At 62.2% G+C, this 22,011-nt stretch carries 21 protein-coding genes and 3 pseudogenes; 11 read left to right on the plus strand and 13 right to left on the minus strand.

Annotated features, from left to right (window positions below; genetic code table 11):
• Nucleotide 1: 1 nt before the first annotated feature.
• The 7 genes from ASG92_RS16820 to ASG92_RS16850 form a co-directional block, all read right to left on the minus strand.
• Nucleotides 2–1,105 carry a zinc-binding dehydrogenase gene (locus ASG92_RS16820; protein ID WP_056630668.1) on the minus strand — a complete coding sequence of 368 codons (1,104 nt, stop codon included), beginning with the start codon at nucleotides 1,103–1,105 and terminating at the stop codon, nucleotides 2–4.
• A gap of 49 nt (nucleotides 1,106–1,154) precedes the next feature.
• Nucleotides 1,155–2,210, minus strand: coding sequence for a maleylacetate reductase (locus ASG92_RS16825; protein ID WP_056630670.1), 1,056 nt, complete (start codon nucleotides 2,208–2,210; stop codon nucleotides 1,155–1,157).
• A complete protein-coding gene (locus ASG92_RS16830; protein ID WP_082579568.1) occupies nucleotides 2,207–3,154 on the minus strand; it encodes a dioxygenase in 948 nt (315 codons plus the stop codon). Before ASG92_RS16830 ends, ASG92_RS16825 begins: the two co-directional genes overlap by 4 nt.
• A 44-nt stretch (nucleotides 3,155–3,198) precedes the next feature.
• Nucleotides 3,199–3,927: a glucose 1-dehydrogenase gene (locus tag ASG92_RS16835; RefSeq protein WP_056630674.1), complete on the minus strand. Its 729-nt coding sequence runs from the start codon at nucleotides 3,925–3,927 to the stop codon at nucleotides 3,199–3,201.
• A gap of 37 nt (nucleotides 3,928–3,964) precedes the next feature.
• Nucleotides 3,965–5,008: an ABC transporter permease gene (locus ASG92_RS16840; RefSeq protein WP_056630677.1), complete on the minus strand. Its 1,044-nt coding sequence runs from the start codon at nucleotides 5,006–5,008 to the stop codon at nucleotides 3,965–3,967.
• A 62-nt stretch (nucleotides 5,009–5,070) separates the two neighbouring features.
• Nucleotides 5,071–6,600: a sugar ABC transporter ATP-binding protein gene (locus ASG92_RS16845; protein ID WP_157372267.1), complete on the minus strand. Its 1,530-nt coding sequence runs from the start codon at nucleotides 6,598–6,600 to the stop codon at nucleotides 5,071–5,073.
• A gap of 57 nt (nucleotides 6,601–6,657) precedes the next feature.
• The gene (locus ASG92_RS16850) at nucleotides 6,658–7,719 is read right to left on the minus strand and encodes a sugar ABC transporter substrate-binding protein (RefSeq protein ID WP_082579569.1); all 1,062 of its coding nucleotides are present in this window, start codon (nucleotides 7,717–7,719) and stop codon (nucleotides 6,658–6,660) included.
• A gap of 406 nt (nucleotides 7,720–8,125) precedes the next feature.
• Between ASG92_RS16850 and ASG92_RS16855 the strand changes: the two genes are divergently transcribed.
• Nucleotides 8,126–8,881, plus strand: coding sequence for an XRE family transcriptional regulator (locus ASG92_RS16855; protein ID WP_082579570.1), 756 nt, complete (start codon nucleotides 8,126–8,128; stop codon nucleotides 8,879–8,881).
• Nucleotides 8,882–9,075: 194 nt separating this feature from the next.
• Here ASG92_RS16855 and ASG92_RS16860 read toward each other — a convergent pair whose 3' ends face one another.
• From ASG92_RS16860 to ASG92_RS27525, 3 genes are all read right to left on the minus strand, one after another.
• Nucleotides 9,076–9,513 carry a nuclear transport factor 2 family protein gene (locus tag ASG92_RS16860; RefSeq protein ID WP_056630687.1) on the minus strand — a complete coding sequence of 146 codons (438 nt, stop codon included), beginning with the start codon at nucleotides 9,511–9,513 and terminating at the stop codon, nucleotides 9,076–9,078.
• 34 nt (nucleotides 9,514–9,547) lie between these two features.
• Nucleotides 9,548–10,348 (minus strand): SDR family oxidoreductase, encoded by an 801-nt coding sequence (locus ASG92_RS16865; protein WP_056630690.1) that lies wholly within the window; start codon nucleotides 10,346–10,348, stop codon nucleotides 9,548–9,550.
• A 110-nt stretch (nucleotides 10,349–10,458) separates the two neighbouring features.
• On the minus strand, nucleotides 10,459–11,175 hold the full coding sequence (locus ASG92_RS27525; RefSeq protein WP_082579572.1) for an SDR family oxidoreductase: 717 nt from the start codon (nucleotides 11,173–11,175) through the stop codon (nucleotides 10,459–10,461).
• A 475-nt stretch (nucleotides 11,176–11,650) separates the two neighbouring features.
• Here ASG92_RS27525 and ASG92_RS16875 point away from each other — a divergent pair, with 475 nt between their 5' ends.
• The 6 genes and pseudogenes from ASG92_RS16875 (at nucleotide 11,651) to ASG92_RS16905 (ending at nucleotide 17,470) form a co-directional block, all read left to right on the plus strand.
• Nucleotides 11,651–12,052: a nuclear transport factor 2 family protein gene (locus ASG92_RS16875; RefSeq protein WP_056630694.1), complete on the plus strand. Its 402-nt coding sequence runs from the start codon at nucleotides 11,651–11,653 to the stop codon at nucleotides 12,050–12,052.
• A 38-nt stretch (nucleotides 12,053–12,090) separates the two neighbouring features.
• Nucleotides 12,091–13,290 carry a thiolase family protein gene (locus ASG92_RS16880; RefSeq protein ID WP_056630698.1) on the plus strand — a complete coding sequence of 400 codons (1,200 nt, stop codon included), beginning with the start codon at nucleotides 12,091–12,093 and terminating at the stop codon, nucleotides 13,288–13,290.
• A gap of 5 nt (nucleotides 13,291–13,295) precedes the next feature.
• Nucleotides 13,296–13,978: pseudogene (locus tag ASG92_RS16885) on the plus strand (3-oxoacid CoA-transferase subunit A).
• 2 nt (nucleotides 13,979–13,980) lie between these two features.
• Complete coding sequence (locus ASG92_RS16890; protein ID WP_056630701.1) at nucleotides 13,981–14,673, plus strand: 3-oxoacid CoA-transferase subunit B; 693 nt, start codon at nucleotides 13,981–13,983, stop codon at nucleotides 14,671–14,673.
• Between the two features lie 9 nt (nucleotides 14,674–14,682).
• A pseudogene (locus ASG92_RS16895) lies at nucleotides 14,683–15,560 on the plus strand (fumarylacetoacetate hydrolase family protein).
• 1,190 nt (nucleotides 15,561–16,750) lie between these two features.
• Nucleotides 16,751–17,470, plus strand: a complete 720-nt coding sequence (locus ASG92_RS16905; RefSeq protein ID WP_056630706.1) for a hypothetical protein — start codon at nucleotides 16,751–16,753, stop codon at nucleotides 17,468–17,470.
• Nucleotides 17,471–17,543: 73 nt separating this feature from the next.
• On the opposite strand, the pseudogene ASG92_RS16910 reads toward ASG92_RS16905, so the two are convergent.
• A pseudogene (locus ASG92_RS16910) lies at nucleotides 17,544–17,708 on the minus strand (thymidylate synthase); the annotation flags it as partial.
• Nucleotides 17,709–17,790: 82 nt separating this feature from the next.
• Between ASG92_RS16910 and ASG92_RS16915 the strand changes: the two are divergent.
• Nucleotides 17,791–18,297 (plus strand): hypothetical protein, encoded by a 507-nt coding sequence (locus ASG92_RS16915; RefSeq protein WP_200952003.1) that lies wholly within the window; start codon nucleotides 17,791–17,793, stop codon nucleotides 18,295–18,297.
• Between the two features lie 303 nt (nucleotides 18,298–18,600).
• Here the strand turns inward: ASG92_RS16915 and ASG92_RS16925 are convergent, their stop codons facing one another.
• Nucleotides 18,601–18,843: a hypothetical protein gene (locus tag ASG92_RS16925; RefSeq protein WP_056630757.1), complete on the minus strand. Its 243-nt coding sequence runs from the start codon at nucleotides 18,841–18,843 to the stop codon at nucleotides 18,601–18,603.
• Nucleotides 18,844–19,059: 216 nt separating this feature from the next.
• Here ASG92_RS16925 and ASG92_RS27530 point away from each other — a divergent pair, with 216 nt between their 5' ends.
• Nucleotides 19,060–19,290: a DUF1508 domain-containing protein gene (locus tag ASG92_RS27530; RefSeq protein ID WP_082579574.1), complete on the plus strand. Its 231-nt coding sequence runs from the start codon at nucleotides 19,060–19,062 to the stop codon at nucleotides 19,288–19,290.
• 637 nt (nucleotides 19,291–19,927) lie between these two features.
• Here the strand turns inward: ASG92_RS27530 and ASG92_RS16930 are convergent.
• On the minus strand, nucleotides 19,928–20,407 hold the full coding sequence (locus tag ASG92_RS16930; RefSeq protein ID WP_157372268.1) for a hypothetical protein: 480 nt from the start codon (nucleotides 20,405–20,407) through the stop codon (nucleotides 19,928–19,930).
• Nucleotides 20,408–20,997: 590 nt separating this feature from the next.
• On the opposite strand from ASG92_RS16930, the gene ASG92_RS16935 reads away from it, so the two are divergent.
• Nucleotides 20,998–21,501 (plus strand): hypothetical protein, encoded by a 504-nt coding sequence (locus ASG92_RS16935; protein WP_056630717.1) that lies wholly within the window; start codon nucleotides 20,998–21,000, stop codon nucleotides 21,499–21,501.
• 373 nt (nucleotides 21,502–21,874) lie between these two features.
• The gene (locus tag ASG92_RS30320) at nucleotides 21,875–22,000 is read left to right on the plus strand and encodes a hypothetical protein (protein WP_277309603.1); all 126 of its coding nucleotides are present in this window, start codon (nucleotides 21,875–21,877) and stop codon (nucleotides 21,998–22,000) included.
• Nucleotides 22,001–22,011: the final 11 nt, after the last annotated feature.

Raw genomic sequence — 22,011 nt, forward strand, 5'->3', positions numbered from 1 at the left:
GTTAGTTGGCTTCGTGGGTTGAGGAGGCGGCCACGCCGTCGGCGTTGGTGGCATCCGGAGCAAGCATGACCTTCGTTTCCCGGCTTGAATCCTGTGCCCTTTGGAGGGCCTCGTCTCCGCGGGAGAACGGGACGACGGTGGAGACGATCTCACCGAGGTTGAGGCGGGTGTTTGCCACATAGCGGATTGCTGCGGGCCATACTGCTACCGGCGCCCCGGTGGAGCTGGTGATCAAGAGGTTTCGTTCCTGGACCAGGCCCAGGCGCGCAGGGGCAAATTTTGGCGTGGAGACGCCCATGAGCAGGACGCGTCCGTTGTGGTCTGCGCTTTCAAGGGCTGCTGCCTGCGCCGCGGAGTTGCCGGACGCTTCGATGACGACGTCAGCGAAGGGCCGCCCCATGGCTGCTGCTGCAGCAGCGGTGGTGTCCGGGGTTTCGACCGGATTAACGGCAGCCGTAGCTCCCAGTTTCATCGCCGTTTCCCGACGAAGTGGGCTCGGATCAAATACGACCACTTCCGCTCCTGCGGTAACAGCCTGGATCACTGCGTTCAGACCGATTGCTCCGAGCCCGTGCACGTGGACCGTGTCGGCAGCACTGATGCCACCGATCTTCTTAAGTCCGTTCAATACGCAGGCGAAGGGTTCAATAACCGCGGCCGTGAGCATGTCCACCTCGTCAGGGATGTGGAAGCACATGTCGGCCGGAACGGTGAACAGTTCAGCGGCGGCTCCATCATGGGTGACCCCGAACCAGTCATTGCCGCCCAGATGTCCGTGCCCGAGAACGCGGTCCCCCGGGTGGAATCCTTCAACAGCAGCGCCGGCTTCCACGACAATGCCTGACCATTCATGGCCCAGGACGTGCGGGTAATTGATCTTGAAGGTCTCCGGCATGCTGCCGTGCAGGATCTCGATATCGGTACCGCACACCCCCACGTAAGCAGGCCTAACCAGGAGCTCGTTGGGCTTGGGTGCAGTGACAGCTGCGGTGCCGGGTTCGACTGTGACGGCGCCGCCCGCGTCTTTCCGGACCAGGACGGCCGGCACAGTCCCCAGCGGAGGTGCTGCGGGCACCGAACGCACGTCGTTGACGGTCTCAGACATGTTGTGTTCTTTCTGTAGGTTCAGGCAACGGGCAGGAACGAGGACGCTGTTAGACGTCGTCGCCGTGAAGCGCGGCAGTGACGAGTTCCCGGATACCCTCCGGGGTCACTTCCCGCGGGTTGGCATACGGGTTCCTGGTGGCGATTTCAACGATCTTGTCGATGTCGGATTCCTTCAGGCCCAGCTCGGCCAAGGACGCCGGCGCACCGAGGGAGAGGCTCAGTTTCCGGAAGTGGGCCGCCGGGTTGTCTGCCCCGGTGGCGCGCTGCAGGGCGGCGATCGCCTGCGGGGCGTGCTGGGCGTTGTAGGCCAGGGCATAGGGAAGCACCACTGTGTGGGTTTCAGCGTGGGGAAGGTTGAAGGTCCCACCGAGCGTGTGGCACAACTTGTGGTGCAGGGACATGGTCGTCGCACCCAAAGTAGCTCCGCAGAGCCAAGCCCCGTACAGGGCATCGGATCGCGCTTCGATATTGGACGGGTCTTCGACGATCTTCGGCATCGCTTCGAGCAGGGCACGGGTGCCCTCCTCGGCCATCAGGGAGATGATGGGCGAACCGTCCGGCGCGTACAGCGCTTCCACGGCGTGGGCGATGGCATTGAATCCGCTGGTGACCGACATCTTCACCGGGAGGGACACGGTGAGTTCGGGGTCGTAAATGACACTGGTGGGCAGAACCTTGGAGTCGCGTCCGGTCTTTTTCTCGCCGTCGGCGGTCAGGCCCCATACCGGCGTCATTTCGGAGCCCGCGTAGGTTGTGGGTACGGCAATGATGGGCTGGCCGAACTCCAGCGCGATGGCCTTGCCCAGGCCGGTGGTGGACCCGCCGCCGACCGCAACGTACCCGTCGGCCTGGGCAGCAGCAGCTACTTCACGCGCTTTGTGGGCGGATTCGATGGGCACATGCATTTCAGCTTCTGCATGCACGCCGGCGCTGAGCTCGCCCAGCTGTTGTGAAACCCTTTCGGCCATGTCCGCCTGGAAGGGTGTAGCCAGGACCAGGACACGCTTGAGGCCAAGGCTGACGACTTCGTCGTTAAGTGAGGCAAGCGAGCCTGCTCCGAAGCGGACGCGCATCGGAAGGGCCTGGTACTGAAAATCCTTCATCGGGTGTTCTCCTGTGCTTCGATAATCCGTGCAGTGGACGGGGACATCACTGCCGTGTTGATAATGTCCGGGTCGACGAGGTCGGGGTGGATGACAATGTCAATCACTGCCTCCATGAACGGTGAGGTGAGCCCATAGCGGGCTGCATCGGCCTCTGAGGTGTTGGGCACGAATTCGGCGATCAGGCTCTGCTTCACGGCGAAAACGGCGTCTGAGTCGATGTAGTCGCTGCCGGCAACAAAAATGTGGGTCGTCAGTTCCCGGAAACCCGGCGCGGTGACGATGAAATGGATGTGCGCCGGCCTGTTCGGGTGCCGGTCAGTCGCGTGCAGCAGGTCCCCGACAGGCCCGTCTGTCGGGATCGGGTAATAGCTGGGGATGACGCTGCGGAAGTAGAACTCTCCGGCGGCGTTGGACGTGAACAGGCCGCGGCCGTTGCCGATGCTTTGGATGCCGGGTTGCTGAACGTCGTAGAAGCCCTTGGTGTTTGCCTGCCAGATGTCGATGGCGGCATTGGGGACAGGTTCACCGGTGACAGAGAGGATGCGGCCCCTGACCAGGCAGATGTCTCCTTCGCTTTCCGGGGAGGCGTTCTCGCCGAGCTCACGCTGTGGGGATTCGACCATGTGGAACGGGCCCAGGACGGTGGAGTCGGTGGCGTCAGGGGTTTCGGCGTCATTGAGGGTTTCCACCATCATGGACACGCCCAGAACGTCGGAGAGGAGAATGAACTCCTGTCGGACGGAGTCGCACTTCTGGCCTGTGGCGGTCAGGAAGTTGATGGCGGTTTCCCATTCTTCGATCGTGGGTTCGATCTCCCTGACGAAGTTGTGAAGGTGGATGGTAAGGCTGGTCAGGATGGTCCGAAGCCGGTCATCCGGGGTATTGCGGAAACTGTCGATAACAGCGGCAGTCAGTGTTCCGGGGCCGAGGTCCGTGCTCATGGTGCTGTTCCTTCCTTGGAGCTGGGGCGGCTGGTAAGGGGTGCTCAGATGCTGGTGAATCCGCCGTCGACAACGAGCTGCGCGCCGGTGATGTACGAGGCCTTGTCGGAGGCGAGATAGACGATCGCATCGGCGACTTCGCTCGCCTTCCCTGCCCTGTGCATGGGTGTCTTGGCAATCAGATCATCGGAAATCGCCTGATCCTGGTTTTCCGTCAAGGGAGTTGTGATCAGACCGGGGTGGACCGAATTCACGCGGATCCCCTGCGCCGCCCACGTGGCGGAGGCGTTCTTCGTCATCATGGTCACCGCACCCTTGGATGCCTGGTAGGCGGCGACGCCGGCTGCTCCGACAAGTCCCCAGATGGACGAGACATTCACGATGGATCCGGATTCCTGCGCCAGCATGGCCGGTGCGACCGAGCGCATTCCCAGGAAGACACCGGTCTGGTTGATGGAGATGATCCGGTGCCAGTCCTGAATGTCGATATCCGTGATCGATTCGTACGATCCGACCAGGCCTGCGTTGTTGACCAGGACGTCGATCCGGCCGTGCGCCTGGAGCACTTCTTCCGTAAGTGCCTTCCAGCCGTCTTCTTCGGCGACGTCGAGGCGCCGCCACTGGATGGTTTCGTCAGCTGCGTCACCGGCGGCTATGTCGGCTCCGTAGACGGTCGCACCCTGTGCCGCCAGTGCCAGTGCTGTGGCGTGGCCGATGCCGCTGGCCGCGCCGGTGACGATTGCGACCTTTCCGTCAAAGGATGGTGAACTCACGGCGTGTGCTCCTTGCTTTCAAAAGTGCCGGGATTGGTTAGACGACGCGGCGGGTCCGTCGAGACCCGGCGAAGTAGTTGAAGATCAGTGCGCTGAGGATGATCAGGCCGTAGATGGCTTTGATCCAGAATGAGGGCACCTGGGACAGGACCAGGATGTTCTGGATGATGCCCAGCAGCAGTACGCCGCTGAGTGCGCCGATCATCGATCCCTTGCCACCGTTGAGGCTGATGCCACCGATGACGGCTGCTGCGAACACAGTGAAGATGAGCCCGTCTCCCTGGTTGGCGGTCACGGACGCGATACGGCCGGTCAGCATGAGCCCGGCGAACGCGGCGATAATGGCACCGGCGACGAATACTCCGATGGTCAGACGCAGCGTCTTGATGCCTGCTGCTGCAGCGGCAGCGTTGTTGCCGCCCATGGCATAGAGCTTGCGGCCGACCGGGTGGCTGCGCATGAAGACTGCGGCGGCGACCAGGAAGATCGCAAACAGCCAGATCTGGATGGAAATCCCGAACCACTTGGTGTTGCCAAGGGCCAGGAATTCAGCAGGCAGCCCCGAGAGCGTCTTGCCACCGGACAGGCCCATGGTCAGGCCGCGGAGCAGGGTGAGCATGGCGAGGGTGACCATGAAGGCGTTGAGCTTCAGCTTGCCGACAAGGAACCCGTTGATGAGTCCGATGACGATACTCAGGACGAACATCGCAGCGAACGCACCCCACGGCGACCATCCAAAGCCGGAGCCGCCGACCGCGGCGGGCAGGACCAGCCAGACGGCAAGCATCGGGGCCAGGCCCACGACGGATTCGAGGGACAAATCGAAGTATCCGGAGATCAGGATGATGCTTTCAGCGATCACCACGATCCCGAGCACAGCAGAGGTGACAAGGACATTGTTCAGGAGATTGTTCGCCGTAAGGAACTGCGGGGACAGGATGGCCCCGATCACCATCGCCAAAATAATGGCGGGCAGCAGCGCGAGCTCACGGGCCCAGCCGGACGAGCGGGCCTGGTCGATGATGTTGAGGGGCCGGCGGCTGGTCGGCGTACCCGCAACGGTCGGGGTATGCGTGGACATTGGACTTTCTCCTTGGTTCTTTGACTCTGTGGTCGTGGGCTGCAGGGACGGCGTGGACATTTTCATGCCGCTGCCTCCGCCCCTTGGATGGCGCCTACGAGCTCCCACTCTTCGTAGCCGGCGTTGAGTTCGGCGTGGATTTCGCCCTTGTACATGACGATCACCCTGTCGCAGATTTCCAGGTCGGTGTCGTCGGTGGAGACGATCAGCAAGGACCGTCCGCTGTCGCGCAGTGCCCGGAGGGATTCGTAGATGGATTCCTTGGCCGTCACGTCCACACCGGCGGTGGGGTGGACGAGGACAAGTGTGTCCGGGTTGGAAGCCAGGGCCCGTGCAAGCACGACCTTCTGCTGGTTGCCTCCGGAGAGCTCTTCGACGGCCTGGGTAGGTCCGTCGCATTTGATGGCCCAGGCCCCGGAGAGTTCCGTGAAGCGTGCGCGGCGGCGGCCTGGGCTGATGAGGCCGCCGCGGCCGCGAAGCCGGTCAACGATCGTCAGGGTGGCGTTCTCTTCAACGGACAGTTCCGGGACGTAGCCGTTGACGTGGCGGTCTTCGGGAACAAAGCCCACACCGGCGTTGATGGTCTTGATGACGTTTCCCTGGCCGAGGGTGTGGCCGTTATGGTCAACGGTGCCGTTATCCAGTGCCAGCTGGCCGGCTATGGCCTGTGCCAGCTGGACGTGTCCTGCCCCGTCGAGGCCTGTGAGGCCTACGCATTCCCCGGCGCGGACCGTCAGGTTGGCTGCCAGGACGCGGGAGCCGACGGTGGCGCCGGTTACGGTGAGGCGCGTCTCGCCCAACTGGTCCTGGCGGCGGTGCTCGACGGCAATCTCTTTCTTTGCCGCGGCAGCTTCTTCCTCGCTTACTCCGGCCATGACGTTGACGATCCGGTTGACCGTAAGGTCCGCCGTCTGTGCGGTCAGGACGTCGCGTCCGTCACGCAGGATGGTGACAGAGTCGCAGACCTTGAAGATTTCCTCCAGATGGTGGGACACGTAAATAACGGTGACCCCGCGCTGGCGCAGGCTGTTGATCTGGGCGAAGAGTTCATGGGATGCTCCTTCGTCCAGGCCGGCTGTCGGTTCGTCCAGAAGGAGGATCCGCGGTCCCCGGGACAGTGCCCGGCATACTTCGACGATCTTCTTTTCCAGCGGTTCCAGGTCAGCGACTGTTTTGTCGACAATGCGCTCGTAACCCCAGTCCTTGAGCTGGTCGGTGGCCGTCCTGCGGATCGCGGGCCAGTCCACGCTCCCCCACCGCTTGCGTGGGTATGCACCCAGGCTGATGTTTTCCGCCACCGTCAGCTCCGGCACGAGGGTGCTTTTCTGATACACGCAGGCGATGGAATCGGATCCCGGGCCTTCGGTGACTTCACCGTTGGCGCCTTGGATGTGGATGCTGCCGGCGTCCGGAGTCACCAGACCGGTAAGCATCGCAATCAAGGTGGACTTTCCGGCGCCGTTGCGGCCGAGGAGGGCCCGGGATTCGCCTGAACGGACGATCAGGTTGGCATCTGTCAACGCCTGGGTCGATCCGAAGGACTTCTGCAGCCCTCGGATCTCGATGGCGTTCTGGATATTGGCTGTGACCACGATGTCACCCTTTCTCAAATTCAGTCTTCACCCTGGCCCTACTCGGCCGGGAGGAGGCTACTTCTTGTTGCCCCAGAGGTTCTGGTCGTCAACGTTGTCTTTGGTGATGACCGGGGACGGAAGCATGTCGGCAAGGTTGCCCTTGTAATCGACGATTTCGCTGCCGTGCTCGGACGGGCCGACCTTGTATTCCTTGCCGGCGATGGCGTCCTTGAGGTACTGGACGCCGTACTTGCCGTAGAGGTCCACGGGCTGGGAAACAACAGCGTCAACGTGACCCGAGCGGATGGCGTCCAGGGATCCCTTCGAACCGTCAATGGTGACCAGCGGGATGTGGCCGGGCTGTCCGGCGGGAACCCACTTGCCCTGGCCTTCCATTACGGTCTGCACGCCGGAGAGCATGACGGAGTCGCTGGCGAGGAAGACAGCGTCGACCTTGGAGGTGCTCAGAACTGTCTGGGCGTTTTCCACAGCTTTCGCGGATTCCCAGTTGGTGTCCTTCTTGATGATTGAGATCCCGGGGAACTTGGACTTCATGCAGTCGCTGAAGCCCTTGTCGCGGTCGAAGCCGGACGTCGTTGACAGCGCGCCGTGCAGTTCCAGGACCGTGCCTTTGCCGCCAGTCAGCTTGCCGATCTGTTCACAGATGCTGGTGCCCATGGCAACATTGTCCGCCCTGATGTTCATGTAGATCTTGCCGCCATTGGCTGCGGTGTCCACGGTCACGACGGGGATGTTTGCGGCGTTAGCGGCCTGGATGGCCGGGATGATGGCATCGCTGTCCCGGGGTATGGTCACCAGGCCTTTCACGTTTTGGGAAATCAGGGTGTTGATGTCGGTCACCTGTTTGGCGGGGTCGCCCTCGGCATTGGACGCCGGGAGCATGTTCAGGCCATTCGAATTGGCTTCGGTAACGACGGAGTCCACCAGACCTGCCGTGAAAGGATTGTCGAGGACACCGGCTGAGAAGCCAACGGTGGGCTTTGCATCACCACTTCCCGATGACGCACCTCCGCCACAGGCGGAGAGCGCCAACGTGGCGCCGGCGAGCACGGCGACACCAATGTGGCGGCGGCTCAGTTTGAATGCGGAGGCGCCTTTGCGATCCTGCACCATCATTTGCTCCTAATTAGAAGGTAGACATACACAGTGGAACTCTGGCTCCGGTGCTGCCCGTCCTCGACTTCGAGTCCGGCGCTTCCGGAAGCTTTGGCCGCTGCGCCGACCGGCCGGGGAAATCCCCGCCGTTATCAGCTCTCGCGGCTTCATCACCCTTCAAGTGTAAAGTGATACACCGCACAGTGTCAAGTAATACAGCACATATCACTTTACAATCCGCCACTCCGCACCCTTCAATGATCCATTCCGGCGTAATAACTGTGAAGTCTGGGCAATGATGCAGTCGAGAAGCTAAACTTGTGTGTACGCGCACTGTACATCTATGGGCTGGTTCCCCGGCCCGTTGGTGGACAGACAAATCAGCGGTCCCTTCTTTTGACGGACTGGATCGCCGGAAAGGCCGAGGATGAGCATTCAAGCCACTGCACCGGTTACCCAGGAGGGTCGTGCCCAGCTGGGCAGTCAGCTCAGGGCTGCCCGGACGAAGGCGAAGATATCCCTTAGGGAGCTCGCCCGCAGGGTCGGTATCTCTGCGAGTTTTATGTCACAGGTCGAACTGGGCCGTGCCGTCCCTTCTATCGGAACCCTGTACACCATCGTTTCGGAGCTTGGCCTGTCCTTGGACACGCTCATGAGTGGTGAACACCCGGCTCCCGGCCCGCAAGGAAATGGCGCGGCCGTTGATGCGACTGTCAGCGGGCTGGCCGGCCTTTCCGTCGTGGCCCCGTCTGCGGGCACGGCAATCCCGGGAATCCAGAGGGCCGGGGACCGTCCAGAGATCAACATGGGGGGCGTCCGCTGGGAGCGGCTCACCGAACGGGCGGACCCTTTGGTCGAGTTCCTGCGGGTTACGTACGGCCCGGGGAGCGAGTCCTGCGCCGCGGACGCCCTGATGCGCCACCCCGGATGGGAGTACATCCATATCCTTTCCGGCCGGCTCAACGTCCAGGTCGCTTTTGATAGCGATGTTCTCGGGCCTGGAGACAGCATGAACTTCGATTCGAACGTGCCGCACCGTCTCAGCAACACCTCCGGTGAAGACTGTGTCGCCATCTGGGCCGTGGTCGGCCGTCAGGGCTTCGCCCATCCCCTCGACCTGGCCAGGGCCGGACAGGGATCGAACGGTGAGGACTCTGCGACGATGGAACACTCCCACTCTTAGCGTTCCTCCCCTTTCATGGCATGGACGTGTCGTGCCGTCAGTGCGGAAGTTGTTTTGTGAGTGTCAACCGGGGGAATACAAGCAGGCACGCTCGCAGCATTGGTCCGCCTGCCAAGACGTGGACGCGGTAGACGTCAAAAGAGTGCCGGCGACGGGTGTCGCCGGCACTCTTTGGTTTTGCGGGCCTGGTCGCTTTAGACAGCTGAGCCCGCGGAGGCGGTTGTGCCTTCCTGACCGAGGGCAGCCTGCCCAGGCTTGGGCGTCGGCTGATAGGCCAGCAGCTTCCAGGATGAACCCACGCGGATCCACACGGCCAGGGCGGTGTTGTCCAATGCGGTACGTGTGCCCCGGATGGTCAGATCAGCGTGCATTTCTCCCATCACGAGGGCTACATCGCCCACTATTTTGACCTGCTCCACCGGATGATCGATCCGGTGATAGACGTACACACCCTGCCGGCACTTGTCTATGTAGCTCCTCAGGTCATCGCGTTCCCCGTTTGAATGAGCGTAGACGAGGTCCTCATGGCAAAGTTCAGCGAAGGCGTCGAAGTCAGACCTAAGCACGGCCTCGTAGCGGCGGTCTTCGAGGGACAGGATCTCCTGTTCGTTTGAAGAATGATGATCGGGCACGTGGTGCTCCTTCCGATCCAGGGCGGGCTGAAGGTTAGATGAGTCCACGGATGCTGCCGCCATCCACGCCCCAGACGGAACCGGTAACGAAGCTGGTCACCGGGCTACAGAGCAACGCGATGACGCGTGCTACTTCCTCCGGGGTGCCGAGCCGTTCCAGGGGCAGCTGGCGCAGCTTCATTTCGTGTTCGACGGCTGCCTGGCGTTCCATCCCGTGCAGGGTTGCGAACGTGTCAGCGAAGCCGCCCGGCTTGGTCCAGAACGGTGTCCAGATGGGTCCCGGTGCCACGGCGTTGACCCGGATCTTCGGGCCCTCTGCGCGGGCAATGGACTTCGTCAAGGCCAGGACGGCAGCCTTGCTGGCGGAGTAGTCGACAGGCTGGGCCTCAGGCTGGCGTGCGAGATCGGATGCGTTGTTGACGATGCACGGGGCCGCTGACTCGCGCAGGGCAGGCAAGGCGGCGCGGATGGCGCGCACGTAACTCATGAAGTTCAACTCCATGGTCAGCGCCCAGTCCTCGTCGGTGATCTGCTCGAAGGTCCGGACTGCTCCCGAGCCGACGTTGTTGATGAGAAGGTCCAGGCCGCCGAACTGGTCGATGGCCTCGGTAACTGCGTTGTTCGTTGCTTCGGCCTGGGTGAAGTCAACAACGGTCGGGACGATCCGGCCAGGGTGGTCAGCGGCCAGTGCCTCAAGTTCGGTCAGAGCCGACTTGTCGATGTCCAGGGCAGCCACCGTGGCTCCTTCGGCGGTGAGCAGCAGGGCGGTGGCACGGCCAATGCCCAAGGCAGCGCCGGTGATGACGGCCTTTTTGCCGGTCAGTTCCAGTTCCATGAGTAGTACCTTTCGATGGTTCGGTGTTCCTGTGGTGCTTTAGTTCTGATGCGCGGAAGAGCCTTCGGAGCCCGTCCGGAAATCAAAACCGGTGGTCAAGCCCCCGTCAGCTATAACAGTGGTGCCGAAGACGGCCGAGGACTCCTTGGAGAGCAGGAAAAGTGCCGAATTGGCGACTTCATCCGCTCCTGGAATGCGCCTGAGGGGCTGCCGCGCCTCACGGGTGGCCAGGAATTTCTCCGGGTCACTGGCCGAGGCCAGGTGGCGTTCAAAGAGTCCCGCCCGCATGGGCCCCGGTGCCAGCAGATTGAATTGGATGCCCGTGCGGGCGTAGTCCAAAGCAATGTGGTGAGGGCGGCCTTGGACGACGCATAGGACGCCAGCTGCTGCTCCGCGAAGTGGGCGTCCACACTGGTGACCACGACCACGGAGGCGTGCACCGCTTTCTGCAGGTGCGGCATCAGCGTTTTGAGGGCGATGACGTTGCCGAGGACGTTCACTTCCCAGGTCCGCCTCCACGACTCCAGCGTCTCTTCCTCGAGCGTGCCGACACCAAGGATCGCTGCTGCGGCGATCAGCCCCAGTAATCCGTTGGCGCCGGCAGTGGCCGTTTTGGCTACTTCCTGCCAGGTCGCCTCTTCTGCGACGTTGCCGACGATGTGCTGGTACCGGGGGTGGTCCGTCAACTCTGCGGGGCTGCCTCCGAGGTCGACACCGAAGACGTGGCTTCCCGCTGACAGCAGTGCCTTCGCGCATTCCAGGCCCAACCCACTGGCTGTGCCCGTGACGATGACATGGTCGGGAAGAGTGAGTGTCCAGTCAGTCATGAATCCTCTGTTACTTGCCTACTGCTCGGTATTAAGGACCACGTTGACCTCGTTCCGTTTGATTGGTTCGAGGACGACGTTAAGTGATTTAACACACAGGTGTCAAGTAAAAGATTACATGTGCACTATTTGTGTAAACCAACGGCTGTCGGTCAACGCGCCACGGAGGAGTCCTAAGAAAGCGCGTTCTCCTACGAACTAAGGCCGTTCCTCTACTGAATGCGCGGTAAGAGAATGCTGGTCGCAGGCTCTGCCGCACAACCAGACACGCGAATTGTGTCAACTATCAGTTGACGAAGAAGCTAGCTTCGCTTACCTTGGAATGAGGCTGGGCCAAGAATCATCAGCTCAGGTTTGGCTTTCCCTAACGAAGGCCCGGCTTAACGTCGTGAAGAAGCAGCGTTGGGCGTGGACAGCAGGCGGAATCAGACTCGTGGCCTATAGTCGCCAACATTTTGAGCAAGGAGAGTGCTCCGTGGATAACGCCACTGCAGCCGAAAAAGACAAGATTGTAGCCTTGGAAGAAAAGCGCTACCAAGCCGTGGTCGATGGTGATTACGACGCCTTCGAGGATCTATGCCACCAGCGTCTGGTCTACACCCATTCACTGGGTGATCGTGACACGCTGAGCAGCTACCTGGAGAAGCTTCGCAAGGGCTACTACAGGTACCACCGGATCGACCACCCCATCGAAGACATCGTCCTGATCGGGGACACCGCGCTCGTACTGGGACAGATGAACGCGGACCTCACGGTCAACGGAACTCACAAGACGCTTGCCAACAGCGCACTCTCGGTATGGATCAAAGAGGGCGAGACCTGGAAATTTCTGGCGTACCAGCCGACTCCGCGCAAGGCCGCGCCTGCGGCAGCCTAACCCCCGCAACCTCTGTTCGCGTCAACGAAGGAAAAACCATGAACCAGGCTTTTGTGTACGACTCCGTGCGCACCCCGTTCGGCAAGTTCGGTTCCGGCCTCGCCGCCGTCCGCCCGGACGACCTTGCTGCACATGTGATCAAGGAGTCCGTGAAGCGCGCTCCCGCCCTGGATCCGGAGCGGATCGATGAGGTGATCTTCGGCAACGCCAACGGCGCGGGCGAGGAGAACCGCAACATCGCCCGGATGGGAACCCTGCTGGCCGGCCTTCCGGTGTCCATTCCCGGAACGACCGTGAACCGGCTGTGCGGTTCCTCGCTGGACGCGGCGATCATTGCCTCGCGCCAGATCAACGCCGGCGACGCCGAGCTGATGCTGGTGGGCGGCGCCGAATCGATGTCCCGCGCCCCGTGGGTGCTGCCGAAGACGGAGAAGCCCTACCCGGCCGGGGACATGACATTGGCTTCCACCACTTTGGGCTGGCGCCTGGTGAACAAGGCGATGCCCAAGGAGTGGACCATATCCAATGGTGAGGCTACGGAGCGGCTGCGCGAAAAGTACGGTGTGACCCGGCAGGCGCAGGACGAGTTCGCGGCGAACTCCCACAACCTTTCGGCCGCGGCGTGGGATGAGGGTTTCTACGACAACCTGGTCGCCTCGGTCCCGGGCACTGACCTCGTGCGGGACGAGGGCATCCGTCCCGGTTCCACGGCGGAGAAGCTTGCCGGGCTGAAGACGGTCTTCCGCACCGAAAACGGCACCGTCACTGCCGGCAACGCGTCCCCGCTGAACGACGGCGCCTCCGCAGCCTGGATCGGCTCCGAAGCGGCCGCCGGGCTGCTCGGGCTGGAACCGCTGGCCCGCATCGCCGGCCGCGGCGCGCACGGCAACGACCCGCAGTACTTCGGCTACGCCCCGGTGGAGGCGGCGAACAAGGCCCTCGCGAAGGCGGGCATCGGCTGGGACCAGGTGGGCGCCGTCGAACTTAACGAAGCCTTCGCCGCGCAGTCCCTGGCATGCATCAACGTCTGGGGCATCGACGCCTCGATCGTGAACCGCCATGGCGGCGCGATCGCGATGGGCCACCCGCTCGGCGCGTCCGGCACCCGGATCCTCGGCACCCTCGCCCGGTCCCTGCAGGCCTCCGGGCAGCGCTGGGGCGTCGCCGCGATCTGCATCGGCGTGGGCCAGGGCCTGGCCGTTGTCCTCGAAAACGTAACTGCTGGTGTGAAGGGCTAAGAGAGATGCTGAATTTTGTAGACACCGTGGCCGATGCCGTCGCCGGGATCAAGGACGGTTCCACCGTGATGATCGGCGGGTTCGGCAACGCCGGGCAGCCGTTCGAACTGATCGACGCGCTGATGGACTGCGGAGCCCGCGAGCTGACCGTGGTGAACAACAACGCCGGCCAGGGTGACCAGGGCCTGGCGCTGCTGATCAAGGAGGGCCGGGTGCGGAAGATGATCTGTTCCTTCCCGCGGCAGTCCGACTCCTGGCACTTCGACGCCAAGTACAAGGCCGGGCAGATCGAACTGGAGCTGGTCCCGCAGGGCAACCTTGCCGAGCGGATCCGTGCCGCCGGGGCCGGTATCGGCGGGTTCTTTACGCCCACGGGTTACGGCACGATGCTGGCCGAGGGCAAGGAAACCCGGATCATCGGCGGCCGCGGCCAGGTGTTCGAGACCCGATCCACGCGGACGTCGCCCTGATCAAGGCGCTCAAGGCCGACGGCGTCGGGAACCTGGTGTACCGGAAGACGGCCCGGAACTTCGGCCCGATCATGGCCGCCGCCGCGAAGCAGACCATCGTCCAGGTCTCCGAGATTGTGCCCACCGGTTCCCTGGATCCGGAGGCCGTGGTGACCCCGGGGATCTACGTCAACACCATCGTCCGCGTCGCCGCGGGCATCACCGAAAAGGCGGCCTGACCATGAGCGCACAAACCAACAGCCAGACCAGCATCCAGACCTCCGACACGCCGCTGGGCCGCGACGACCTCGCCCGCCTCGTTGCCCGGGACATCAAACCCGGCTCGTTCGTGAACCTGGGAATTGGCCAGCCCACCCTGGTGTCCAACTACCTCCAGCCAGAGCAGAACATCACGCTCCATACCGAGAACGGCATGCTGGGAATGGGCCCGGTCGCTGAAGGGGACCAGGTCGACGGCGACCTGATCAATGCCGGCAAGATCCCCGTCACCGAGCTCCCGGGCGCGTCCTACTTCCACCACGCCGACTCGTTCGCGATCATGCGCGGCGGGCACCTGGACATCTGCGTGCTGGGCGCCTTCCAGGTCTCGGCCACCGGCGACCTCGCGAACTGGCACACCGGAGCCCCGGACGCCATCCCGGCCGTGGGCGGGGCAATGGACCTGGCCACGGGGGCCAAGGACGTCTTTGTGATGATGACCCTGCTCACTCGCGACGGCGCCTCCAAGATCGTCGAAGCCTGCACCTACCCGCTCACCGGCGTCGGCTGCGTCACCCGCGTGTACACCGACAAAGCCGTGTTCCTCACCCGCCCCGGCGGCGTGCAGGTCCGCGAAACCTTCGGCTGCACGCTCGAGGAACTCCAGGAACTGATACCCGTCCCGCTCACCGCAGCCCCCGCCGTCGAAGACTAAAGGCCTCAAATGAGAATTGTCGGAGTCAAAGTTTCAGCAACCGGCCCAGTCTTTGCTAGTCGACTGGAAGAGGACGGCGATCAATCAACAGTTCTGCTCCTCACCGACCTTCAGGCCTTCTGGTCCGACCCCTTCGCCTGGGTGTCCGCTGACAAGGAAACGGCCATACCCGACGCGCGAGTGTTTCCGGTGCAGGACGTCAGCATCGTTCCCCCCGTTCTTCCGTCCGCAAGGGTCTTGTGCATAGGGCTGAACTACCTCGCCCATGCTGCCGAAGGAAGCCATCGTCACGAGGAGCTGCCCTCGCCCCCAACCGTCTTCGGCCGGTGGACACAATCGCTTACCACCGGTAACACAGCTGTTCCCGTGCCATCAGGAGAGAACGGACTGGACTGGGAAGGTGAAATTGCTGCCTATGTCGGAAAGTCACTGTCCGATGCCTCAGCCGATGCAGCAAGAGCGGTAGTAATAGGGTTTTCAACATTCAACGACCTGACCGCGCGGACAACGCAGAAACTTACGTCCCAATGGACACTTGGAAAAAAGCCGACCGCAGCGGTCCGTTGGGACCTATCGTGACAGCCGACGAGGTCGGGGATCTCCGCCATGGCCTGCGGATTCAGACACGCGTCAACGGCACGACCGTGCAGGACGGCAACTCAAAGGACATGATCTTTGAGCTCGGCGAGACCATCTCACACATTTCCCGCACCCTGACTCTGAACCCCGGAGACATCATCTGCACAGGGACACCGGACGGAGTCGGCTATGCACGCACACCCGAATGGCTTCTCCATCCTGGTGACACCGTGGAAGTCGAAGTGGAAAAACTTGGAACGTTGACCAACCCGATCATCTCCAACAGACACCGCAACGAACTGCGATGACCCCCAGATCACCCGGACCGATCTCATAGATCTCACCAGACGCGGACGCATCATCATTCACGGTTTCGTGAATGCCCACATGCACACGTGGCAAACCGGCGGAGAAGCCAGTCGAAGCAAAGCCCACGACCGCGAGCCAGCGCCTGGCAAGCGGTCCAACAAAGGGACGGCCGCAGTTGGCCGCACCTTCGCTCCGCCGCGGAACGACTCCCCCGCCCCGATTTCCGGGAGAGTTGGATTATGCCAGCGCCCGTGCCACGTCGCACCCGCAGCTCCTGCAGGCCCGCGTTGCGGGCCTCGCCATCGACAACCTCGACTTGATTCCGGTGAGGCCATGAGCCTCGACTGGGACGCCATGAATCCAGCACTTCGGCAGCAAGGAAGGCCTACTTACGGCCGTGCTGGAGGAATGGGACCGAAGGACCGTAGAAAACAGCCTCACCGACGTCAGCGGCCTGCGCTACGCCGCCAACCTGGGCACCCTCGCAGCGCACTTGCGCGAAGCCGCCCAGGTCGGTGACATCGCTCCCTCCCCCTACGCAGATCGAAATGGAATGACGGCTACTCACCGCCATGATGGACGGCATCGGTATGCAATGGCTCCTCAACCCCGAAACCGACATACACGCCAACGTCTCGGCTTATGTCGAACGAGCCATCGCTGCCTGGGGAGGTCGGTGACAGCAGGACCCGAGATCTTTCGGCCAAACCGACAAATAACCAAAGTTGTCAGATGGGTATGCAAATGTGCCCCTGACCTGCGCCGATACCTTGCGGCGACCGCCTGACGACCCATCTGTATCTCCGCATTTTATACACCAGTGATTGTTGACTCAGGAGATGGGTGCAGTAAATGCTCTAGCTCGCTGAAGCAAGTGAGCGGCCACGTGGAACCTGGCACTCATCCTTTGACAGGCTCTTGCCAGCCACCGCCATGGTGTGCACCATTGAACTCGTCACCCCCAACGTGGCCGGACTGCCAGCGCAGTTGCGGTGGTACCAGGCACTTCCGTCGGCCGACCTTCACGCCGGGCCGGCAGTCTTTCAGGCCGTGAACTGAGGAAAACGACATGGGGCCTTCACGCTCATACGACCGCTTTCGGCCAGGGCGTATTCGTCCGCTTCGCGGACCCTACGGTTAAGCCCCACCGAACATCATTCATCGCATTAGGCCTTGAGGAGCAATAGCCATGCCGAACATGAACAGCGGCCTGAGGCTTGCCTACGCAACGTCCCAGCAATTCTCACCGGGTGGAGGAATCCATGTGTCCTACACGTACGTGATCGCGAAGGTCGCCAACCTTGGGTACGACAAGAAGGTTTTCCTGCACTACCGTGAGGGATTTGGTCCGTGGAAACAACGCCAGATGTCCTGGATTGAGTGGCAGGGGGACCACGACATTTTCTCGACGGGCGCGCCGAATGACTCCCCTCCCAGCGCCGCTGAATTCGCGCTCTCTTACACTGTGAACGGGCAAACCTATTGGGATAGCCAATATGGGCAGAACTACCAGACGCCTCCACTCACCACCGTTACTGGTGGGAATATCGCGCTCTTCGGAGCCACCACCAGGTTCGCCGGGCTGGGGCCCACCCAGCGGGATGTGGCGGGCGATATTTATGTCAACAATCTGTCCCCGCAGAAAGACGTGGGCATCAGGATGTCAACGGATGGTGGAAGTGTGTGGCATGACGTAGCGGCTCATTACGTAGGGACCTCCACCGAGGCCGCGTACGCCAATCAAGGGATAGCCGAGAAATGGCAGTTCATATCCCCTGCCTTCGTGAGTTCTCAACCCCTGAGACTTGCAGCGTACTATCGGGATCTGACTTCGGGTGACACCTACTGGGACAACAACTTCGGAAACGACTACTTGCTCAGTCCCCAACCCAACTCCAGGGTCCGATGAGGCCTTGACACCCGGTAGCCGGCGTTCGCCCATTTTTCGGACGCTGCAATCCGCTTCACCTTGCGTGCGTGCCGCGCGTGGTGGTGATGAGCGGGAAGCGCTGGGAGAGGTCATAGCGGATGTGGCGACCGAAGACGCCGAACGTGCGGGTGCCGGCGCCGGTGCCAGTCCTGTCGGAGCGGGCGACGCCTGTGCCCGGGATGTCAGCGAGGAGGTCCTCGTACGGGGTGGGGATCATGGTTCCTTTTCTTTCGTAGCGCTGGTTTTAGAGGTGTGGGTCAGCGCATCATGCAGCCGCGGCGCGGCATGACCTGGGTCCGGTGGGTGATGCAGCAGAAGCTGTCGCCGAGGCTGCCAGCACACTCAAGCAGTTCGCCGATCGACTAGACGCGACCTTCCTCTACGCCGGCATCGACCTGCCCACCACGGACCTGTTCGCCGGGGACATGGGGAGGCAGATCAAGGCCAGGATGATCATGCACCAGACGCGTCCCTACGGGATCAGCTCCAAGACAGACCGCGAGGCCTGGGCCGAGCTCGTCCTCGGCGTCGAGGACCTCCTCCCGCTTGCCGAGCACGAACCCGAATCCCTCGCCGAGGAAGCCGCTTACCTCTGGGACCGCACCGGCGGGAGCATCGGCGGCCTCCGCGCCCTCTTGTCGGACGCGGCCATCGGGGCCATCATCGACGGCACCGAGAAGATCGACCGGGCCCGACTCGAGGCCACCACCACCGACGACGCCGCCGCCGCCGCCGAAGAACACCACCACACCCATGCAGCCCACTCGGCCGGGACACGCGAGCACGGGCTGAAGCGGGCCCAGTGACGATCCAGCCGCTCCCCGTCGCCACCAGGATCTTCGGCCCACGGATGGACGAAATCCCTGACCGGCGCCCGTGCTCACAGGACTGGAGGTACCAAAGGGATTACCCCCATCAATCGAAATGGGCGATAGCGGCAAATCTAACCGTGAACGAGTTGCAGCCGGCGAGTGGGACGACGCTGAACAGCGCTTAATCCCCCTCGTTCAGACAAGGTTTCAGGAGGCCGTAAGCAGGGATGTACAGTTCGTGCCCTTGGTGGGCGAGGCAAGTTCGGCAACAGAGCCAGAGCAAAGGCTCAGACCCAGCTACGGAACGTTGAAGAAGCCCTTCGGGTCGTCGGCGCCCAGTAGGTCGTGATGGAACGGGATGGCGTCCACTGGCCGGGTGTCCACAAACAGGACCGCCACCCCACGTGAGTGCACGACTGTGTACCGGGTGGCCTCCTCCACCCAGGAATGGATCCCGGTGCAATCCTCGACGAAGAAGCCGTCGCCGATCAGTCCCCGTTCCTGAAGCAGGTCATAGACAACATTCCAGGCGAGATCCATCAGTTCACGGGTCGCCGCCTCCACCGGTGATCAATTTCCGGCAGTTCCCTCAATCGCTCCTCTACAGCTACGGATGACCGTTGCCGTCCCGTCCTGAATGCGTACCTCCGACCCTTAGGACAAAGTGATAGGGTTGTTATGTTCAATGACGAATATTGTCAATCACCCGGGGCGTGATGCGTTCCTAGTCTTTTTCGCGGGGTCTGATCACAAACAATGGCCGGTTACTTCGAACTCATAAACGCCCCGGAGGGCGGATATCAACTAAGGCTTCGTGGCGGTAACGGAGAAATTATCGCCTTGTCCGTGAGATATCCGACGAAACAGGCCGCGGCGGCGGGAGTTTCTCAGACACGCGAGGTTGCCGCGAGCGGCCTCATCCGGGATCTAAGCAGTGAGCTGGAAAGCAATTCCCTGCCGGAAGCAGCTGATGAGACGCGCAACTAAGCGATTTCGGACGTTCTGCCCTTGCCGACGCATTGGATTGACGTCGCCGATATAAGTGAAGGCCCGGCCAACCACGATCCAAGGCCGCGCGGCCGTTCTGATCCGTCGTCGAAACCCTCGCGTATCCCAAAGGCAGTCCCACGGCCACAGGCTGGAGCGGGGTGTGTCAGCATTCCGGACGCTTCCTGAGTCGGTCCCCCACGTTCTACTGTTGCCGTATGGCTCGAATGACACCCCAGGAAGCGACGGCAGTGAATATATTGCTGGGATACTTCGCGGGCAGGCCCGAGCTACCGCCGGCGGAAATTGTGCGGTCCCTTGAGATCCTCGCAAATCGGGCGCACAACCGCCTGCAGGGTGGTTGGGACGAGGTCGCAGTGCGTCGCCAATGGCCATATGCCTACGAAGATCAGGCCCGAGAACAAGAAGGTGCAGACGAGCCTTCAGAAGACGAAACCTGAGGTTCAGAACCCCGCGCGGATTCATGTTCCCCGATTTGCTGTGGGTTGCTGGAGCGGGTTCGGTCCTTTCCGATGGGCTCCTGTCGCCCAGGCAAGCGCTCCTCGTGCTTGTTACAGTTAACGTTGCCTAGATGGGTAGTCCTCCCGCGTTCTCGCTGCGGCGCCGGGCATGCCAGCTACGGGAGATGCTTGTCGGGCTCGCGGGAGTTGAATCCAGGGACGGAGCGATCCCCGTAGTTGAGGCCAACCGATCGCCCCTTCGCGAAGTGGGCGTTGGCGATTTCGCTGAGCTCCCGGCTGCTCTTCTCGGGGTAGGTCAGCCGGATCCACTCGTAGTCCCATTCCTGCATAGCCCGCACGTGGCGGGCGTGCTTGGTGGCGCGCATCTCGGCCGCGAGCTCGTCACTGACGAGGAGCTTGGGCTCCGGCGCCCGAACCGGCTTGGCTGGCCGCGGCGTGGGCGGCGGGGCCGGGATTCTGGCGAAGTGGATCAGTGCCACGGTCAGCGCGACCACGCCTAGGGCGATCAGGAGAACCCACCAATACTGGATGAGAAGCCCGATTGCGGCGAGGGTGAGGAAAATGCCGAAGGGGCCACACCCGGCGGCGCCGGCGCCCACTGCGGCCCTGCTGGATCGACGACGCTTGCTAGCCATACTGCAGGATCCCACCAAGCAACGACAATTTGTAGGGCAGAAATGCCGCAGGCAAGCCCTTCCCCGAACTTAATACCTTTACGCTGCCGGACCAAGCACCTCTGACGGACTAGCCGGCGCAGCCGACCGACTGTAGATACTAAGCCGGACGTATCGGCAAAGCCTCCGACAACTCCGGACTGGGCCTGCTGAATGAGCTGGCTGTCATCAGCGAGTCTGGCTTGCCGTCTCAAATACGATCATGGCCTGGAATACAAACCATCCCGGCGCCTCAGTCTGAAAGCCCATCCGCAGTTCAACGAGAAATGGCTCCAGCAGCAAATCATCAGTGACAGCAGCATTCTGGGCCTGGGCGACCTGGCGGTCAGGGAAGCGGAGCGCCGGCAGCCAGGATACGGCCGGCTGGACCTTTTACTGAGTGGACCCCGGGAACAAGTCCTGGACACTCACCGACCCCGAAGGCCAGTCCGTGCTCGGGTTGAGTGGGCGTACCTGGGAGGCTCCTTTTGGGACTGCGCCGCTCACCACGGTCTTGCCGCGAGGCCCAATCCGGGCTGGACGGACTTGTCGCTGCTTCTCCGGGCCGAGACGTGGGCGCCAATGGCGGCCTGCTTTACGGCATGGCCGCAGGCACCGGAGCGGATACGACGCTCTTCGATCTTCGCTGGGGTAACGACTACCTGCTGTCCTTCTCGGGCGGGCGGGAGCTGGGTCCGAACAACCAAGTCGATCTGAAGGCTGAAGCAGAACGGTTCGCTGCCAGTCCCCGATTCCGCACCCAAATCCTCCCCATCATCCAATCATTGACCGCATCCTCACCTCCTGCCCCGGGTGAGATGACCGCCAGTTGCGTTGGCGCCAGGTTCACGTACCAGAATCTTGCGGGCGTCACCCGCGAAGAAGCGAAGTCCATCTTCCAAACAGTGTTGGACAAAGGCCGCCCCCTGGGCGCACGCAGCCAGGTGACTGCCGACTACGAATGCTACGAAGCCAGTTACGCTGAGCGGAACGAAGGCTCACCTGACATGACATGCTGGGCAGTGAACAACGAGGGCCTCCATAGCTACGTAGTTCTTGAAGCCAATTACCGATAGTCCTCGGCAGTGCCCATCACTACGACGGCTTTCAGGTTGCCTGGCGGCAACTGGGCCGGGTTGCTCCCCGGCTGTGATGCGGCTGAGATTGCCGGCACAGGTCCTCGCGCCCGTGCCTGCATAGACTCAGAGTCGTGGCCACATATGAACCTGCCGAACTCGCTCGGGAACTCGGCTATACCGATGAGCATCGACCGGGGAAGGTCGTCCGGGATTATCTTCGTAAGAAATACCCAGACCATCCGAAGTACGCGGTGGGTGCTGGACGAAGCCCAGGCCGCCGACATTCGCGCCAACGTCCCTCGCAAGCGCTGACTCTTTCCTGACGGCCCGGAGAAGTTCCCGCGGTGTTCTGTATGCGATCTCTACGATCGTGCTGGCCGGACTGGCGGTATACGCCCTGGTCCTCGTCATCGTGTTCCTCCGGCTGCGGATCGCTGAGCTGAAGCAGGCTGGACGGTCCAAGGACGACCCCTGCGGTGATGACACTGGCAAGTGAATGACCCAGAC

Source organism: Arthrobacter sp. Soil736, assembly GCF_001428005.1.
Lineage (GTDB): Bacteria > Actinomycetota > Actinomycetes > Actinomycetales > Micrococcaceae > Arthrobacter.

What these genes read in the sequence shown, in the direction of transcription:
- ASG92_RS16880 (WP_056630698.1), top strand. Translation starts at nt 12,091, where the DNA reads ATGAACCAGGCTTTTGTGTACGACTCCGTGCGCACCCCGTTCGGCAAG.
- ASG92_RS16840 (WP_056630677.1), bottom strand. Translation starts at nt 5,008, where the DNA reads ATGTCCACGCATACCCCGACCGTTGCGGGTACGCCGACCAGCCGCCGG.
- ASG92_RS16855 (WP_082579570.1), top strand. Translation starts at nt 8,126, where the DNA reads ATGAGCATTCAAGCCACTGCACCGGTTACCCAGGAGGGTCGTGCCCAG.
- ASG92_RS16925 (WP_056630757.1), bottom strand. Translation starts at nt 18,843, where the DNA reads ATGGATCTCGCCTGGAATGTTGTCTATGACCTGCTTCAGGAACGGGGA.
- ASG92_RS16830 (WP_082579568.1), bottom strand. Translation starts at nt 3,154, where the DNA reads ATGAGCACGGACCTCGGCCCCGGAACACTGACTGCCGCTGTTATCGAC.
- ASG92_RS16930 (WP_157372268.1), bottom strand. Translation starts at nt 20,407, where the DNA reads ATGGCTAGCAAGCGTCGTCGATCCAGCAGGGCCGCAGTGGGCGCCGGC.
- ASG92_RS16905 (WP_056630706.1), top strand. Translation starts at nt 16,751, where the DNA reads ATGCCGAACATGAACAGCGGCCTGAGGCTTGCCTACGCAACGTCCCAG.
- ASG92_RS16865 (WP_056630690.1), bottom strand. Translation starts at nt 10,348, where the DNA reads ATGGAACTGGAACTGACCGGCAAAAAGGCCGTCATCACCGGCGCTGCC.
- ASG92_RS16890 (WP_056630701.1), top strand. Translation starts at nt 13,981, where the DNA reads ATGAGCGCACAAACCAACAGCCAGACCAGCATCCAGACCTCCGACACG.
- ASG92_RS27525 (WP_082579572.1), bottom strand. Translation starts at nt 11,175, where the DNA reads ATGACTGACTGGACACTCACTCTTCCCGACCATGTCATCGTCACGGGC.
- ASG92_RS27530 (WP_082579574.1), top strand. Translation starts at nt 19,060, where the DNA reads ATGGCCGGTTACTTCGAACTCATAAACGCCCCGGAGGGCGGATATCAA.
- ASG92_RS16850 (WP_082579569.1), bottom strand. Translation starts at nt 7,719, where the DNA reads ATGATGGTGCAGGATCGCAAAGGCGCCTCCGCATTCAAACTGAGCCGC.
- ASG92_RS16825 (WP_056630670.1), bottom strand. Translation starts at nt 2,210, where the DNA reads ATGAAGGATTTTCAGTACCAGGCCCTTCCGATGCGCGTCCGCTTCGGA.
- ASG92_RS16820 (WP_056630668.1), bottom strand. Translation starts at nt 1,105, where the DNA reads ATGTCTGAGACCGTCAACGACGTGCGTTCGGTGCCCGCAGCACCTCCG.